The sequence below is a fragment of the Pseudoalteromonas sp. MSK9-3 genome (assembly GCF_003590335.1).
In the GTDB taxonomy this organism is placed as follows: Bacteria; Pseudomonadota; Gammaproteobacteria; order Enterobacterales; family Alteromonadaceae; genus Pseudoalteromonas.
The window spans coordinates 97,812-115,568 of sequence record NZ_MIET01000070.1 but is presented as its reverse complement, the minus strand read 5'-3'; the positions used below and the strand labels follow the sequence as shown (position 1 = coordinate 115,568).

The 17,757-nt window shown below is 42.8% G+C and carries 13 protein-coding genes; 7 read left to right on the top strand and 6 right to left on the bottom strand.

What is annotated here, in order from left to right; all coding sequences use genetic code 11:
* The first annotated feature begins 43 nt into the window (after window positions 1–43).
* Window positions 44–682, top strand: a complete 639-nt coding sequence (locus BGP78_RS21180; protein ID WP_119863257.1) for a 2OG-Fe(II) oxygenase — start codon at window positions 44–46, stop codon at window positions 680–682.
* Between the two features lie 33 nt (window positions 683–715).
* Here the strand turns inward: BGP78_RS21180 and BGP78_RS21175 are convergent, their stop codons facing one another.
* From BGP78_RS21175 to BGP78_RS21150, 6 genes are all read right to left on the bottom strand, one after another.
* Entirely contained in the window at window positions 716–2,026 is a 1,311-nt protein-coding gene (locus tag BGP78_RS21175; protein WP_182912367.1) for a PAS domain-containing sensor histidine kinase, read from the bottom strand.
* A 26-nt stretch (window positions 2,027–2,052) separates the two neighbouring features.
* Window positions 2,053–3,393, bottom strand: a complete 1,341-nt coding sequence (locus BGP78_RS21170; protein ID WP_119863255.1) for a sigma-54 dependent transcriptional regulator — start codon at window positions 3,391–3,393, stop codon at window positions 2,053–2,055.
* A gap of 81 nt (window positions 3,394–3,474) precedes the next feature.
* Window positions 3,475–4,680, bottom strand: a complete 1,206-nt coding sequence (locus tag BGP78_RS21165) for an ABC transporter permease (protein ID WP_119863254.1) — start codon at window positions 4,678–4,680, stop codon at window positions 3,475–3,477.
* Window positions 4,681–4,689: 9 nt separating this feature from the next.
* The gene (locus BGP78_RS21160) at window positions 4,690–6,003 is read right to left on the bottom strand and encodes an ABC transporter permease (protein WP_119863253.1); all 1,314 of its coding nucleotides are present in this window, start codon (window positions 6,001–6,003) and stop codon (window positions 4,690–4,692) included.
* 2 nt (window positions 6,004–6,005) lie between these two features.
* Window positions 6,006–6,710, bottom strand: coding sequence for an ABC transporter ATP-binding protein (locus BGP78_RS21155; protein ID WP_119863252.1), 705 nt, complete (start codon window positions 6,708–6,710; stop codon window positions 6,006–6,008).
* A gap of 85 nt (window positions 6,711–6,795) precedes the next feature.
* Window positions 6,796–8,055 (bottom strand): efflux RND transporter periplasmic adaptor subunit, encoded by a 1,260-nt coding sequence (locus tag BGP78_RS21150; RefSeq protein WP_119863251.1) that lies wholly within the window; start codon window positions 8,053–8,055, stop codon window positions 6,796–6,798.
* Between the two features lie 766 nt (window positions 8,056–8,821).
* Between BGP78_RS21150 and BGP78_RS21145 the strand changes: the two genes are divergently transcribed.
* The 6 genes from BGP78_RS21145 to BGP78_RS21120 are packed head-to-tail and all read left to right on the top strand — an operon-like array spanning window position 8,822 to window position 17,743.
* Complete coding sequence (locus BGP78_RS21145) at window positions 8,822–10,903, top strand: AMP-binding protein (RefSeq protein WP_119863250.1); 2,082 nt, start codon at window positions 8,822–8,824, stop codon at window positions 10,901–10,903.
* Window positions 10,897–11,169: a hypothetical protein gene (locus BGP78_RS21140; protein WP_010362070.1), complete on the top strand. Its 273-nt coding sequence runs from the start codon at window positions 10,897–10,899 to the stop codon at window positions 11,167–11,169. The genes BGP78_RS21145 and BGP78_RS21140 overlap by 7 nt, the downstream gene beginning before the upstream one ends.
* The gene (locus tag BGP78_RS21135) at window positions 11,166–12,284 is read left to right on the top strand and encodes a Rieske 2Fe-2S domain-containing protein (RefSeq protein ID WP_119863249.1); all 1,119 of its coding nucleotides are present in this window, start codon (window positions 11,166–11,168) and stop codon (window positions 12,282–12,284) included. Before BGP78_RS21140 ends, BGP78_RS21135 begins: the two co-directional genes overlap by 4 nt.
* A 17-nt stretch (window positions 12,285–12,301) precedes the next feature.
* Complete coding sequence (locus tag BGP78_RS21130; protein WP_119863248.1) at window positions 12,302–13,909, top strand: aminotransferase class I/II-fold pyridoxal phosphate-dependent enzyme; 1,608 nt, start codon at window positions 12,302–12,304, stop codon at window positions 13,907–13,909.
* Between the two features lie 9 nt (window positions 13,910–13,918).
* A complete protein-coding gene (locus BGP78_RS21125) occupies window positions 13,919–15,448 on the top strand; it encodes an AMP-binding protein (RefSeq protein ID WP_119863247.1) in 1,530 nt (509 codons plus the stop codon).
* Window positions 15,449–17,743, top strand: coding sequence for a polyketide synthase (locus BGP78_RS21120; RefSeq protein WP_119863246.1), 2,295 nt, complete (start codon window positions 15,449–15,451; stop codon window positions 17,741–17,743). It abuts the gene before it with no gap.
* The last annotated feature ends 14 nt before the right edge of the window (window positions 17,744–17,757 follow it).

The following is a 17,757-nucleotide window of genomic DNA, read 5'->3' as shown; positions in this document are numbered from 1 at the left end:
TGGTAAAAAGCCTGCATAATTTATTGCACAGCCCGAGATCCTTTTGCAATCAACTGATGAGTTATTTGATCATATCGCCCACGACCTACGCGTGTCTGGGTTGAGTATTCAAGCCATTGATAAAAACGCGCCTGCGTTACAGGCGTTAAATCAGCGCTTAGCGTTATTTTCAGACGGTGATTTTGCAACCGCAGGTATTGGAAGGCAAGCTGAACACACCCAAAATAGTGAGATCCGACGAGACAAAATTCACTGGCTAGACAGCAGTCACCCGCTTGAAGGTGCCTTTTTAAGCTATATGGATGGGCTAAAAAACCATTTAAATAGCCGCTTGTTTATGGGCTTGTTCAGCTATGAATGCCATTTTGCGCATTACGAACCCGGTGCATTTTACAAAAAGCACGTAGATGCCTTTAAAGGCAATACCAATCGAGTCCTCTCAACGGTGTTATATTTAAATCAAGATTGGCAAAGCGAATATGGCGGCGAACTTGCGCTGTATGACGCACACGATCATGAGCTACTTACACAAAAGGTAACACCCCACTTTGGTACATTGGTAACCTTTTTAAGTGATGAATTTCCACATGAGGTCCTCCCTGCAACACAGCCTCGTTATTCCATTGCGGGTTGGTTTAGGGTGAACAGCTCTGTGAATGGGCAAGTTGACCCGCCTAGATAAACACAGCCATATAGCTTAGTGATATCACCGCCACTAAGCTGTCTCGTTTGGTATAAATACCGGTATGAATATTTTTACAATCACTCCGCCTTCATCGTGATTATGCAAACTGAGCTGCCCGTTGTGCGCTTCAACAATTTCACGACAAAGCGCAAGCCCCAATCCACTTCCTGTCGACTTGGTAGAATAAAATGGGATCAAGGCATTGGCCATCACGGTTTCACTCATGCCCTTGCCATTATCTTGTACCGTAAAGGTTGCGCCTTGCTCATTTTGCACAATATTTACGTTAACGTCTTCTGATTCACTCCCAGATTCATGGGCATTTTTTAATAAGTTAATAAACAGTTGTTCTAATTGCATTTGATCAGCAAAAAATGGCTGCTCAGGCAGTACAGCAGGCAAATTAAACTGCCATTGCTGCTGTAAACCATCAAGTAAGGATCCCCAATCAATTTGGCTATATTTCGGCTGTGGTAACTTGGCAAACTTGCCATACCCTTGCACAAACTCGCTCAAGTGGTGAATTCGCTCTTCAATAGTAGAATAAACCCGTTCAAGACGATTATCATCAATGTGATTGGTTAACAATTTCGCGCTGTGCAACATCGATGACATCGGGCCTAAGGAGTTATTCAATTCGTGGCTGATGATCCGGATCACTTTTTTCCATACAGCTACTTCTTGACGACTCAACTCTCGTGTCAACTGTTTGAACAAATACAGATTATGATTTTGATTGTTCAACAAAAACTGCCCAGTGGCTAAATGCCATGTTTGGGTTTCATCTTTGTCTATGTTGAGACTAAACAACCCTTCTCGCCCAGCACGCAGCGCTTTAAAAAAGTCCGGTGCAGCATCTTGCATCAGGGCATCAACGCGCATGCCCTCAAGTGACGTATTACTATTGCAAAGCGCTCTGGCACTGTAATTACTGAATACCACAATATCATTGCTATCAACCAAAAGGAGCGCTTGAGGCGAGCTTTGCAAGACTTTATCTAGCATCAACTCGCGTTGGTATATCCATTGTTTTTCTTGGCGTAATTGCTGTGCGGTTTCATTATATAAAGTACATAAGCGGCCCAGTTCATCATCACCTGAATACGCTAAGGTATGCGAAAACTCACCATCTTTAAAATTAAGCAGCCCCACTTCCAGCGCAAAAACAGGCTTCATTAACACCGAAAAAAAACAGCGACAAAGCATGTTAGTAAATAGTAGTGCCGCTATACTCACTGTGACTATCATTTGCCAAGAGGCCAATTGCCACACTAAAAAAGGCACAATTACACACAATACGGCACAACTTGCCGCACCAATAAAGCGCCCTTTTAATGTCATTCCCTTACATCGTGAAATCCAGTGCATCAGTAATCAATCTCAAATTTTTGTAAACGCCGATACAACGCTTGCCGCGTTAGACCAAATTGCCGTGCGACTTTGGCAATAACCCCTTGATGTAGATGCATCGCAGCTTCAATATCTTGCTTGCTCGGCTCAACTTTGTGTGCCATTGTTTGGCTGGCTATTTTAGTCGCTTGCTCAACGAGCCCAAAATCTTGTATTTCTAATACACCAGCAGGCTTTAGCACACTCACACGTTTACAAGCATTTTCGAGCTCCCTGACGTTACCAGGCCAACTATGTGCCGTGAGTGCTTGCTCAGCGACATAACTAAGTTCACGACCAGGTAAAAAATGACGAATAAGCGGAATAATATCATCTTGTCTCGCTTGCAAAGGTGGCAAGTTAAGCTCGATAACATTCAAACGGTAATACAAATCTTCTCTAAAACGTCCTGCTTGAATATCGTGTTGTAAGTTTGCGTTGGTTGCCGATATCACCCGTACCGATACTTTCTGAGTGTGGGTTGAGCCTAAGCGTTCAAACTCCCCCGTTTGCAAAACCCTGAGTAATTTCATTTGCCCCGATAATGGCAAATTACCAATTTCATCTAAAAACAAAGTACCGCCATCAGCCGCTTCAAATCGACCTATGCGCTTTTTATTAGCACCAGTATAAGCGCCTGCTTCGGCACCAAATAATTCAGCCTCAATTAGCTCTTGGGGTAAGGCACCGGCATTAACTTTAATAAACGGCGCATCGCAGACTGCTGAATTAGCTTGAATAATCTCAGCAATACGCTCTTTTCCGCTCCCGTTGGGGCCTGTGATCAACACCGACACATCCGATTTTGACAACTGTAACGACATATCGACAACTCGCTCCATCGCTGTGCTCGCATAAACCAGCCCCACCAAGTTTGCATGTTGCTTAGGCTGCATACGCTCTTGCTGCTGTCTTTGATGGGTTTGATTTTGTGCATTGGCTTTACCAAGAGCCACAAGGTTGGTAATACTGGTCAGCAGTTTGGTGTCATCCCAAGGTTTCGCAATGTAATCTGCGGCACCTAATTTAACGAGTTCTATTGCGGTTTCTAATTCTGTCCATGCGGTCATTAAAATGATCGGCAGTGTTGGGGTTAACGCTCTTAACGCGGTAAAAAGTGCCACCCCTTCTTCGCCTGATGTGGTGTCGGCGGTAAAGTTCATGTCTTGCATAACGAGCGAAACTTTTTGATAACGTACAATTTGCTCCGCATCAAACGGTGACAATGCTGTCACTACCTCATACCCGTGAATTTCAAGTAATAACGATAGCGCATCAAGCACCGCTTGGTTATCGTCCACAATCAGTATTTTATCCATCTTATTCTTCTTATATGTTACACCGCTTACGCAGTGTAACATGTTGTAATGAAACGCTAAACATATAAAATTAAAGGATAATTATATACTTCTGGTCGCGATACTCGGAGATATGTCAGCAGCCCGTTTGGCTGGGCCAACTACTGCAAGTAAACTCATTACAATAACCAATAAGCTCGTTATCACTACGTATGAAGCAGACAACGCAGGCACTGAATATAATGCCATCAGTTTATTGCCCATCCATATCGCACCCAAGCTCCCAACAGCCACACCGACCGAGCATATTAGTGCATTTTCCACTAAAAAGTAGCGTATAATCGCAGATTTTCTGGCTCCAAGCGCTCTACGTGTTCCGATTTGTTTTAATCGTTTGTTGATATTGAACAAGGTCAAACCAAAAATACCGAGCGCCGTGATCATAACCAAAATAACGATAAGTACCATTAACATGCGCACCATCAGGGTGTCTTCCGCAACATACTTTGCTTTTAGTTCGTCTAACCCTCTTACCGAATTAATCACCCTATGAGGATATTCTGCTAACAATACATCTTCGACTTTACGCATGACTGCAGCCCTTTCATTAGGCTCAGTCCTAATTATAAACTTTTGAAAGGTACGTGGTCTAACATGCGGAAATATTAAAGAACGATCTTTACGCTTATCATTTAGCCAAGGCCCTTTCATCAGCTTTATTATTCCTATAATTTTTACAGGGTCATTCTCACGGTAAATTGTTTGTCCAAGTCCATTACCCTCAGGAAAAAACTCATCATGCATGGCTTGTGTGATCAAAGCCACTTTCGCGATTGCAGTGCCCTCATTAGACACAATGACCTCAGATTCTTCAAAATTTCGCCCAGCGACAAGCTCTACTCCTAAGGTATTTAACGCATGGCTATCAGCTAAAAAGTAAGCAGCACTAACCGACTGTGATACTTGATTTTGTGGCAATAACGTGTAGGAGCCACCAGAACCACCGCCTGACAGTGGCACCGCATTTATATGCACCGCATCAATAACACCAGGTATATTCCTCAATAATGATTCATCTCTTTCAATCTGTTTACCTAGGTCAATATCCGCGCCATACATCATCATTTCAGCCTGAAAAAGGTCTTGTTCTGGTAGGCCGGTTTCTTGTTCTAAATATGCAATACGGTCTTTGATAATAAACGCCGCATTACTCACAATCGCAGTTGTAATCGCAATTTGCAGTAAGAGTAAAATGGCACCCGACTTAGCGCGTAATAAAGCATTTAAAATAGGTCTAAATTCAAACATAATAACTCCTTATTGGCTTTTCAGGTAAGTGGCGGGCGTAGTCCTACACACTAACCAAGCAGGATATAACCCCGCTAAAATACACACGCTTACTGCAATAACCGGTGCTGCTAGCAGCATGGTTAAATCCATACCGGCAATCGCTGTGTATGCACTATTACTGGTGCGCATGCCCCACAAACCAACTTGTGCAATTAAAATGCCGAGTACTCCACCAATCACTCCCAATAAGCCAACTTCAACCAAGTGCTGAATAAATACTTGAGTTTTACTTGCGCCGAGCGCTCGCCTCACGCCCACTTCGGGAGCACGTCGTAAAAACTTTGCCAGCAATAACCCTAAAATATTTGCTAAACACACTGCTAAAAACATAAAGCTCAGCATCACTAATATTTTATTGTCCTCATTGACGACTTCGCGATATACCATCATTTCATTCACATCACGTAATGCATACTCCAGCTCTTTACGTGCAAACCGCCCTAATTTTTGCTGTTCAGCCATATACGACATTAAGAAACTCGCATAGGTCTCTTTATCTTGTTGAGTAGGTAACTCAACCCAAAATTGCACCCAAAAAACCTCTGAATTGAGAAAGTCTTGATAGTTTCGATTACTTTCTACCTTCCAGCCGTTACTATTACCCCATGACTCAATCTCATGCTGAGCTACAGAACTAAAAGGAAGGTATACTTGCTCTGGGTCGCGAAAAGCACCGTTGTTTAAATCATAGTATTTTACATAGGTTGGCCAGTCTTTTATAACCCCCACAATCCGCACCGTCATGTCATCTAGATTGATTGTTTTTCCGACAGAGTTTTCGCCTTGAAACAATTTGTCGTTTAAGCTTTGTGCGATAACTACCACCGATGCTGCACTGTCTTCATCATCCGAACTCCACGCACCACCATAGACAAACTCTAAATTAAACATTGCGAATATATCAGCACTGGCTACTCGTGCTTGCTCTATAAATGGCTTTATATCACTGTTATCAAGATGCACAGCAAAACCGGCCTTAATCATGGCTGTGCGTCTATACGGTAAATCCGCATTTAATAAGTTCATCGCATCTTGGTAGGTCACTTGATATGGCATATCATCTTTAGTCCACCAAGTGTGGCCCTCATCCATGGTTTTAAGTTGAACATGATGCAATTGACTGCTTTTACTTGGAATAGGATCTGCTGACATCATGTGATACACCGATAAACTCGTCATTGTCACACCAATGCCAATGGCAATGGCGATGATCATTAAGGTACTTACCATTGGCGTACGCTTTAAACTACGCCAACTTAAATCTATATAATGAAACAACATAATTACACTCCTACAACGGCAGCAGGATTGCCTTGATACAATGAGAAGTCTGCAATTTGTCCATCAACCACTTGAATGTTTCTGGGTGCTCGACGTGCAAGCTCAGAGTCATGAGTCACCATCACAATCGTGGCCCCATCTTGATTAATTTGCTCAAGTAATTCCATAACTTGTCGTGCCATTAAGCTATCTAAATTACCAGTTGGTTCATCTGCTAGTAAAAAGCGTGGTTTACCTGCTAACGCGCGCGCAATGGCAACTCGCTGTTGTTGGCCCCCAGATAGTTGCTGTGGCAAATGCTTCGCTCGACTTGCCAACCCGACTTGCTCTAAACTTTCTTCAATACGTCGTTTACGTTCTGGCGCTTTGATCCCTCTGTAGCGCAGAGGTACTTCAACATTTTCATACAAATTTAGGTCAGGGATTAAATTAAAACCTTGAAAAATATACCCTATTTTTTGATTTCTGATATCAGCACGTTGATTATCATTCAGTTTGCCAATATCCACGCCATCGAGTAAATATTCACCCTGAGTGAACGGCTCTAATACACCCGCTATATTCAAAAAGGTGGTTTTACCTGAACCCGACGGACCTGTTACCGCAATAAACTCCCCCTCATTCACCTGTAAATTAAAATCACGTAGCGCGTGAGTTTGTACCATTTCAGTTTGATATACTTTGCTTATTCCATTCATATTCAACATGTAACTTTCCTCATAATTCTTATTTTTATCGCAATTCAATGCAGGTTATTCCTAATTGAGCCCAAAATGACACCAAATTTTTTTATTAACGCAATAGCACCGTATTGGCTTTTTTAAACTGCTCATAATTCGACACAATTACTTCATCACCGATGCGTAAGCCATTCAATATTTCGACACTGCGAATGCTGGTTGCACCGGTGTTAATGTTAATGCGCGTCGCAATATCACCTTCCACTTTATAAGCAATATGCCCACCAGATTCTAAAAATGCGCCTCGGCGAAGCATTAATACATCGTCTTTATTTTCTAACAGTACACGCGCAGATAAACGCTGATTTTGACGAATGTTTTTAACATCCCCCTGAGAAAAACGAACCCGGGTTGTTACTTCACGGTTATTTACCTCAGGAGAAATAGCAGACAACTTGCCCATCACATTCTGGTCGCCAATTTTTAATGCCACATCCATCCCTAACCCTAACTCATTGGCATAGCTTTCAGGCACCTGCAGTTGCGCTTCAAAGGCACTTAAATCAACTAAGGTCATTAATGCTTGATTCTTTGTCACCGCCGATTTGGGTTGCACCAATAAATTACCCACGATGCCTGCTACACTGGCTTTTACTGCTAGATTATTGACTTTACGCAGTAGCTCATCCACCGCCAATTTCTGCTGGGTAACGGTACTTTTTGCCGACTTTAATTCAAACGCCAGTGTATCTTTTGCTATTTCCGCTTCTTGAACAGCATGCTTATAAGTCAACTCGGCTCTTGCTAAATCATCTTGTGCCTGCTCTAAATCAATTTGGCTAATAAGGCTTTGCTTAATTGACAATTGCGCACGCCGATTTTCACGCTGCGCAGCGGTGAGTTCAACTTTTGCTAAATCTAACGTGTTGTTTAACGCCAGTGTATCTCTTCTCGCTTCAAGCTCTCTGCGAGATAGCTCACCATGTAAACGAGCCAACTCTGATTGTTGTTGTTTTAATACATTTTCTAATTCTGGGCTATCTACTAAAGCAATGGTTTGACCCAAGGCAACAGTGTCGCCCGCTTTTACCTTTAGCGTTACAAAGCCTTGCTCAGGGCTATACGCTTGCGGTGCATTTGCCGCCACAATAAATCCGGTCGCAGCAACGTCTCTTACAAAGTTCCCTGACGTCACCGTTGCAATATTAAGACTACTTTTAGATAAAGAAAATTGTGGGCTACCACTGTTTATTACTGCGTTAGCCGATACTGCAACGCCTAAAAACAACGCCGCGCCCAGCAGGCCAATTTTGATATTAGATCGTTTATTTACTGTAACTTGTTGATCTTGTCCACTTGTATCTCTAATCATTTTGCGCTCCTTAGCAGAGTACTTTTTGCTTCACATAGAACAACCAACACAACCGCAATCATCATAATTGTCGGAGAAATCAGAAACGCGCCAGTTAACAACATAGTGTACTCTTTTAAATTATCTTACTTTCCTTGTACTATTCGATTATCATGCCAATATTTAAAGTGTTGATTAATAACAAATAAAGTAAAAAGTTAACTATTAAAACTGTCCGCGGACACTTAAATATGTCCGCAATGGACACTAAAATTAGAAATTTGCACAAGTACCTTCCGAAAAAGCCAAGAATCAACCGAATTAGATCCTCTCAACCACTCGAAACCAAAAATTCACATTGCATTCATATTGTTTGCATCAAAGCAACTTTGATGACTCGCACAAGAAAAGCACAAGATATAAGCAATTAGTATTAGTTGATTTTAATTAGAGTATTCACCCAAACAAATTCACTCATAAACATTAAAGCAGCAAATTTATTTACTCAAAATCGAAAATATAATTTAAAACATTGAAAAATATTAATTTATTTTCTAGAAGAGAAAAAAAACAAACAAACACAAATACCCAAAACAAAAACGATATTGATATTTATTAAGATTTAAGTTGCTAAAAAATCAACAAACACCCCGCCTAGCGACGCACCGATGTGTATTATTTGTTAAACTTTTACTGTAAGATTTAATTAAAAGTTAATCAATCTACACATTTCTTTCACAATTGTGGGCGATTATGTAAATAAGCAAAACCAAAAGGATTATGTAGCATGGGAACCTCCAACCCTCTTTTCCCAAAAAGAGATCTCTTACAGTGTGAAGCGGATAGCTTAATAGACTTACTCGCATCAGATGCGATTAACAAACCAGAACAAGAAGTTTTTCAGTTCATGGTCGACAAAGACGAGTCGCCAACCAGTTACAGTTATCAAGCTTTAGCAACAGCGGTTAGCCAAGTTGCTCAACAGTTAATAAATATATCGCTGGCCCCTCAGGATTCACAGGATCAAGCACTCATTGTATTGCCGCAAGGTGTCGATTTTGTGACCGCATTTTATGGCTGTATGGCGGCGCGAGTTATTGCAGTGCCATCATTCCCGCCAAAAAATCAATTACAAGTCGAACGTCTTGAATATGCAATGACAGATTTGGGTAACCCGATTGTGATCACCACTAAAGCGATTCAACCACTACTGCAAGAACAACTGGTTGACAAAGAGGTTCGCTGGCTACTAATTGATGATTGCGCCACCATAGAAGCACCACAATTACATGAATTTAAAACAAAAAATTCAGACATTGCGCTACTTCAATATAGTTCAGGGACAACCGGCAAGCCTAAAGGTGTGATCATCACCAACCAAAACACCCTAGAAAACTCAGAGCTGATCAGGCAAAGCTTTGGCCATAAAGAAAACACCACACGCATGATGTTATGGCTGCCACCCCATCACGATATGGGCCTTGTTGGTGGTGTAATGCAAGGCATTTACACTGGTTATCCAACCTTATTAATGCCAACAGACATTTTCTTACGTAGCCAATTTACATGGCTAAAAGCCGTTACTGACTTTAAAGCAACCACCACAGGTGCCCCTAATTTTGCCTTTGACTTAGCGGTGAAAAATATTCGCCCTGCACGATTAGATGAACTCGATTTATCTTCTCTTGAAAACCTATTTTGTGGTGCAGAACCTATTAATGCCCACACGATCACGCAATTTTTTGAGAAGTTCTCTCAGTGTGGGTTAAAAACGAATGCCTTTTTACCGTGTTACGGCATGGCTGAAGCCACACTTATGGTCAGTGGTAAACCGCATGGTCAACAGTATCAACAGTTGTGTATTGACGAACCCCTATTGAAACGCGGCGTTGTCAAACAAGTCTCACCTGAAGCAAAACACAGTCAATGGCTAGTTAGTAGCGGTATTGTACATCACTCACTGAACGCAAAAATAGTTGACCCAGCTACACACACTGAAGTCGCTATGGGTCAAGTCGGTGAAGTTTGGCTGCAAGGCAGCAGCATTAGCCCAGGGTATTGGCAAGATGAACCACGCACCATTGCAAATTTTGGTTTGCAGCTAGGTAATTATGCAGAAACATATCATCGCACTGGCGACCTTGGTTTTTACGACAATGATGAGCTATTTATCACTGGTCGCTTAAAAGAAGTGATCATATTACGAGGCGCTAATTTCTATCCTCAAGATTTAGAATATGAAGCATCTTTGGCTTTCCCTGAATTAAAAAACTGCCGCAGTGCCGCTTTTTCAGTTGTAAGCGAGCAGCGTGAGCAACTTGTGATGGCAATTGAAGTGCCACGTAATGTCAGTAACTTTGAAGCATTAACCATTACCTTAAATGCCCGTCTAATTGAACGATTTGGCATCAAAGCAGATCAGGTCCTCTTTTTACCTCGAAAAACCATCAAAATAACGTCATCAGGTAAGCTGCAACGTGTTGCGATTAAACAGGCTTTTGAGCAAGCGCAACTGCAAACATATTTTCACTTTGATGCACAGCATCAACAGAAAAACGACACCAATGATAATGCCTCAACCCATGTGCTGAACCTGCAAGACACAACCAGTGTTCAACAATGGTTGATATACCAAGTCACCGAATTAACAGGGGTGCCCAGTGCACAAATTTCGGCGCAAGATTCACTGGCAAATGTGGGGCTTGATTCAGTGTTAGCCATGGAGATCCTCTTTAGGTTAGAACAGCAAACTGGCGTTTATCTCGCACCAGATGTGCTTTATAGCTCTAATACTCCGAGCTTACTGGCAGAAAAAATTACCCAAGTAGCAAATAAAAACCCGCAAACGGAGTTAGATTCAACATGCTAAATCTTTCAGTTGACACTGTGTCGGCCAAACTATGCCAATTTATCGCATCGAGTTACCTTGATGATGATGAACAAGTGGCACCAGATACGCCAATAATAAAACTCAATATTCTGGACTCTGCATCTATTTTTGATGTTGTTGATTTTATCCATCGAGAGTTTTCATTGCGATTACCCGTTATCGATATTCACCCAGACAACTTTGCTTCCGTCGAAGTACTAAGCAAGGTTATTGAACATCACAGCAATAAGGAGGCCACACTATGATCCCTAATCAATGGTATGCAATTTCAAGGATCCAAGACGTAAAAAAGAAACCTATCGGCATAAAACGTCTCAACAAGTTACTGGTACTGTACCGCGATACCAAAGGTGAACTTGTTTGTATGGATGATAAATGTCCGCATAAAGGCGTAATGCTAAGCCGTGGGAAACAACACGGTGACATTATAGCTTGCCCTTACCACGGTTTTCAGTTTGACCAAAAAGGTGACTGCGTTCACATGCCTGTACTCGGGAAAAATGGTGATGTGCCTAAAGGCATGTGTGTCAAAACTTATAAAGTAAAAGAAGAGTTTGGGCTCATTTGGTTTTGGTATGGCGATTTAATGCCTGAAAGTGACTACCCTGAAGTGCCGATGTTCAAACAGTTTAAAGAGTATAAAGGTTACTATTCATTTTACGGCTGGGATGCGCCAATTAACTATACTCGCTATGTAGAAAGCGTATGTGAAATTTATCACATTCCATTTGTACATAAAGGCTCTGCCATTAATATTTGGGATCCCAAAGGCGGCAAGGTCGACAACTTCGAATGTAAAGTCGACGGCACTTTAATTACCAGTGATTTTGTATTACGTCCAGATGATGAGCGCACAGCAGAAGAAACCTTAGTTGCTCGTAAACCTTGGACACGCGGCTGGCAATTTGGCATTGATGTTCAAATGCCGAACCTTGTTTTGATCCGAAGCGATGTATTCGATGTGATGTTTATACCGACGCCTATCGACGACAATACATGCTGGGTCTGTGTATGTTACCAAGAACCAAAACGTGATTTATTGTTGCCGTTGATTAAACCATTACCTATTCCATTCTGGCGTCCTGTTCGCCCTTGGTATATGTGCCGTATCGAACGATTTGTACAACAAGATAAAGATATGGCGGTTATTTCATATCAAAATCCGAAAGTGTCTAGTCCGAAAGCCAATCGTTTGATCCCGCTTGATAAAGTAAATGCACATTATATTCGCTTTAGAGAGAAACTCATTCGCGAAGCCAATGAAGAAAAAGCCCTAAAAGCACGACTACAAACTAAGCCACAAGCTGATATCGAGGCACCGTCACTCGAACAAATCATTGGTATTGAAGAAATTAACTAGAGTAAATGGATTTAACTATGACACAAAACACACTGTCAGCGGCTGATGTTCAGCCGCTTGTTTTAGATATCGTAAAAGAACAAACATGCTATTCAGAGTCTGATTTACGTCTGGACCAAGCAATGGAAGAAGGCTTAGGTATTGATTCAATCATATTAGCCAGTATTGTAGATGAACTTCAACAGCTCTTTGCGTTTGACACCAAGCTCAATACGGCTAGCTTCAATACAATACAAGACTTAATTGCACGTTGTGTAAATGTGGCTGTTACTGAAAAAGGTCAACAAAAACTCGCTAGTCTGGGTGTTGAACATACTGTTCAAGCAACACCGCAAGCCCCTTCTGTGGATGACGCAACGGTGCCGTCAACACACCAAACAATGCGTGACTTTGTTGCTGATGGCAGCCCCGACTTATTCAGTAAAGTTAGAAAGTTTAACGATTTTTATGAGTCACAAGAACAAACTGGTAACTTCTGGTACGGCATGCCATTGAGTTCAAAGTGTGAAAATCGCGCCACTATTTTTGATGCATACCAAAATAAAGAACGCGAATTCTTAATGTTTGCCTCTAATAACTACTTAGGTTTGGCCAACGAGCCACGTGTGGTTAATGCGATTAGTGATGCGGTTAAACAATATGGCGCAACAAACACTGGATGTCGATTGATTGGCGGCACCAACCACTTACACCTTGAACTTGAAGAACGCCTAGCACGCTTTAAAGGCCGCGAAGCCTGTATTGTTTTTCCGTCAGGTTATTCTGCCAATTTAGGCACCATATCTGCTTTAATGGGCCCTAAAGATACCATTATCACCGATGTTTACAACCATATGAGTATTCAAGATGGATGTAAGCTCTCTGGTGCCAAAAAGCGTATTTACAAACACAATGACATGGCCTCATTAGAAGAAGTACTCAAAAATTGTAGTGATTCTGATGGCGGCAAGCTCATCGTCGCCGACGGCGTATTCAGTATGCATGGCAACATTGTCAAACTCCCTGAAATGGTGCGTTTAGCCCGTAAATACCAAGCGCGTATTCTCATTGATGATGCGCACTCAACGGGTATTTTAGGTGCAACAGGATCTGGCACCGCGGAACACTTTAACTTAAAGCATGAAGTTGACTTAGAACTTGGCACCATGAGTAAAACGCTTGCAGGAATGGGCGGCTTTGTTTGTGGCGATAAAGAAGTCATCGACTACTTACGTTTTTACGCCAATTCATATGTATTTGCGGCAACAATCCCTGCACACGTAGCAGCAGGCTTGATCCAGTGCATCGATATTATGGAAAAAGAACCAGAGCGATTAGAGAAGCTTTGGAGCAACGTGAATTACCTCCACAGTGCGCTGCGTGAATGTGGCTTTGATACCGGTGACTGTGAAAGTGCCATCATTCCTATTGTGATTGGTGATGAAACGCGCACGATGGAGCTTGGCCATCACGTTCGACAGCTCGGTATGTTTTGTCAAACAGTGGTCTTTCCAGGTGTCGCGGTTGGTGATGCAAGGCTGCGGATCAGTGTGCTATCGCAACATACCAAAGAGGATTTAGACCAAGCAATAGAAATACTACTTAAAGCCGCACAAAAAGTGGGTTTACCCGGTTTTAGTCGCTAAGGAACAGCCATGAATAACACGTTGCCAACAGCGCTACATAAGGCGCTATTTCATTGGGCTCAATCCCAACCAGAGCAGCCATTTTTATTGGCTGAACCAGTGTGTAGTTACCAACAAGCCGCAAACTATGTGAGCGCCTTGGCAACTGTGCTAGCGCCTGCTAACCGAACCGCCATTTGGTTAGACAAAAATAATCATTATGTGCTGAGTATACTCGCCGTATTAAGCGCGGACTCAGCATATATCCCTATTGATGCAAAACAACCCACAAACAGAGTGGAATTAATACTGGCTGACGGACAGGTAGATACCTTATTGGTTGATATCGCGCATCTACAACAAGCACAAGCTGCATTACAGGCATTTCCACACATCAAACTGATAACTTTGGTCGATATCTATGATACGACTTCAGAACTCACGCAGTTTGTATGGCCAGAACATATTAATACCCCCCATTGTGCGCCTATCTCACACAGCAAAAAAGATGATCTCGCCGCCATTTTATTTACCTCAGGATCAACTGGGAGACCCAAAGGGGTGCAATTGTCACTCAATAACCTGCAGCACTTTATAGATTGGACCACTCGGTCGCTATCGCTTGGCAAACAAGACCGGTTTTTAAATATTGCCAGCTTCAACTTTGACATTAGTACCTTTGATTTATTTTCAAGTCTGAGTGTGGGCGGCAGTTTATATGTTGCAGATGATGATGCGGCTAAACAACCACTTAATTTGGCCACGATCCTAAAAGAGCAAAAAATCAGCATTATGTACACGGTGCCGTCATTACTGAGCCTAATGAACCGGATTGGTTTATGGGAGCAAGCTGCACCACTGAGCCTGACGCACGTTATTTTTGCTGGGGAAGTAATGCCAAAACCTTGTCTTCAAGCGCTGGCAAGCAGTATCAAAAACTGTACTTTTTATAATTTTTATGGCCCGACTGAAACTAATGTCTGCTTGGCTTATCAAGTAACCGATAAAGATATTATAAGTGATGCGCCACTCCCGATTGGTTCTGCGATTGGCGATGCTCAGGTTTGGATGTTGGATGAAAATCACCAGCAAGTCACTCTGCTTGAAGGGGCCAGTGGAGAGTTGGTTGTGAAAGGAAGCTGCGTCACTCAAGGGTATTGCCATGATGCGCAGCAACAAACTAGCCACCAGCAGCACATACACCACACGGGCGACATAGTACAATTTTCAAACGGTGTTTATCATTTTCTGGGTCGTCGAGACCGCATGATAAAAGCCGCGGGGTATCGTATCGAGCTCGCAGAGATTGAAGCGAAACTCATTCAGCACCCAGACATTAAAGAAGTTGCCGTTCGCTTTTGTGCTGAGTCAACCAAGATTATAGTGACCTACTCACCTCAAGACAGTGAAAATAAGCCAGGCTCTTTGGCACTCAAAGCATACTGTGCTGAGCATCTTCCGGTGTACATGATCCCACATAAATTTAAAGCGTTGGCACAATTACCTAAAAATGCTAACGGCAAAATCGATTACCCAGAAATTGCAAAGGTAGACAGTTAAATGACATCGTATACCCCCACCGCCATTGCACTGTTAGACTGCGCGCAGCTTGTTGGATCACCAAAAGATGGGTCATTGGCTGTGCTTGAGGACCAAAAACAGTACGCCAAATACGCTATACCGCCGATTTACCGCACGGCGATTAACCGTATGCAGCTACCGCTCTTACAGCTTAGCTACGAGTTAATCGAGTCACACCGCAGTACCATTGAGCAAGACCGTACTGATGTGATCTTATGTACCCATGCAGGCACAGATCGCCAATTGGCAAACCATTATCGCGTCACCGCCAACGCCATGATCAGACAGTTAATGCAACTAAGCGAAACGCAAACAGCACAGAAACTCGCTTCATTACTGCCTACACAGATTGGCAGTAGCCACGATAAAGTCGGAGAAATGGCAACTACCATGGCGACTCGCATCGCACAAAGTTGCAAGTTAACAGGTCGTGCTTTTGCCATTGAATCAGGGAACGATAGCTTTTCAGAGGCAATTGCCTTGGCTTATGATAGCCTCAGAACAAACCAAGCCCAATCAGTATTGATTGCTATAGCAAATGACACATCAGAGCACGCAACACACCAGCGCCTAGCAGCCAGTGTTATTCTATTAAAACGCTGTGATCACCCTATTGCAGATGCAAAAGGCTATTTAAGTCATGTTTCAACATGCGAACGAGAAGCCCTTCCTGCACATGCAAATTCTGCTGGTGTACACAGTATTGTGCTTTGCAACCCAAGCTCTACATCATTAACAGAACAACTAAAAACCACCATCAATACACATAACATTGAGTTAGATCATCGTGCCAATATACTACCCGATACTGGTATTGTCTGTGGCGCACTGGTACTCAATAATTGGCTTAAAAAACCCAACACGCACGCACAAGCATTATTTTCAAATATGCCTGATAGCCAGGCGGCTATGACCTTTACTATTTGTCGTGAATATAAAACGATTGAAAGGCAAGAACATAATACCGTGGTGCTGTGCGACAAGCAGATTTGGTTAGCGGATCGTTTTGGCGAGAAAGCTTACTGGAGCGGGTTAACGGACCAAATTGGTGGCATATCGACACTGCAACATGAGCGTTATTCTGAAGGGGCACTCTTTAAAGCCAACGATGCGCAACACGATAGTTACTATTGTCACACTGCAGCCAAACTCAATACTGACGGACTAGACTTACTCGCACAGCCTCAACCAAAAGAAGTCTTAGCACACACACTTCAACAGTGGCAAACGCTCAACTTGCCAAAAAACGCCAAGTCTATGGTGATCACAGCAACAAATCTAGGGCCATTTATAGAGCGTCGTAAGTTACTGGCGGCCAAGTTACATGCCCTCTACTCACAATGTAATGAGATCTTAGGCACGGGTAATGGCGCAGCACACGTATGCCTGCAAAAATGGCTCACGCAATTCAATAAAGATGCGCTCAGTGAAGATTTCCAAGCCAGTAACCTCAGCCGACAAGTGGCAACACATTTTGAACTAAATGACTGCCAGCACCTTGCAATAGAAGCTGCTTGCGCTGGTTCTATTGCGGCACTTGATTGCGCTAAAAATGCTATTTCAAGTGGCCGAATCGATGTGGCGATCGTCGCCGCGGTCGAACTCCCCGCTAATTTACATGATTTAAGTTTATGTTCTAGCCAGCAAATGTTATCCCGCGATGTTATTGCCACATTTTGTGAGACTGCGGACGGTTTTACCCCAGGTGATGGATGCGCACTGGTGATCCTCACAAAACGTCAGTTGGCTACAAAATACCACTGGTCTGTACTGGCAGAGCTCAACGCCATAGGTTCAAGCACGTTAAGTAAATCTATGATTGCACCTAATAGCGAAGGGCAAATCCACGCAATGGACCACGCTTTTTCACAAACACCAGTGAAACCCGCGCACGTTGAATTTGTTGAAACTCACGGAACGGGCACCGCAGTTGGTGATGCTGTCGAAGTGGCTGCCATTTCGTCAGTTTATGGCCCTAGACAGCAACATACTTTGAAGTTAGGTGCACTGAAAACACAGTTTGGACATACCTTTGCGGTCGCGGGATTAGCCAGTGTCATTAAAGTGATACTGAGCTTTGAACATGGCCAAGTCCCAAGAAACTTAATCAGAGGTGAATTACGCAGTGATTTACAGTTATCACAATTAGGCTACGACCCAATGCATGATGGAAAAGCCTACATAGCCCCTAAGGGCATGCGTCATGCCGCCATTAATGGCTTTGGCACCGGCGGCGTCAATTACCACGTGATCATGAGCGACTTTGCTCAATAAAAGTAAAGCGCAAG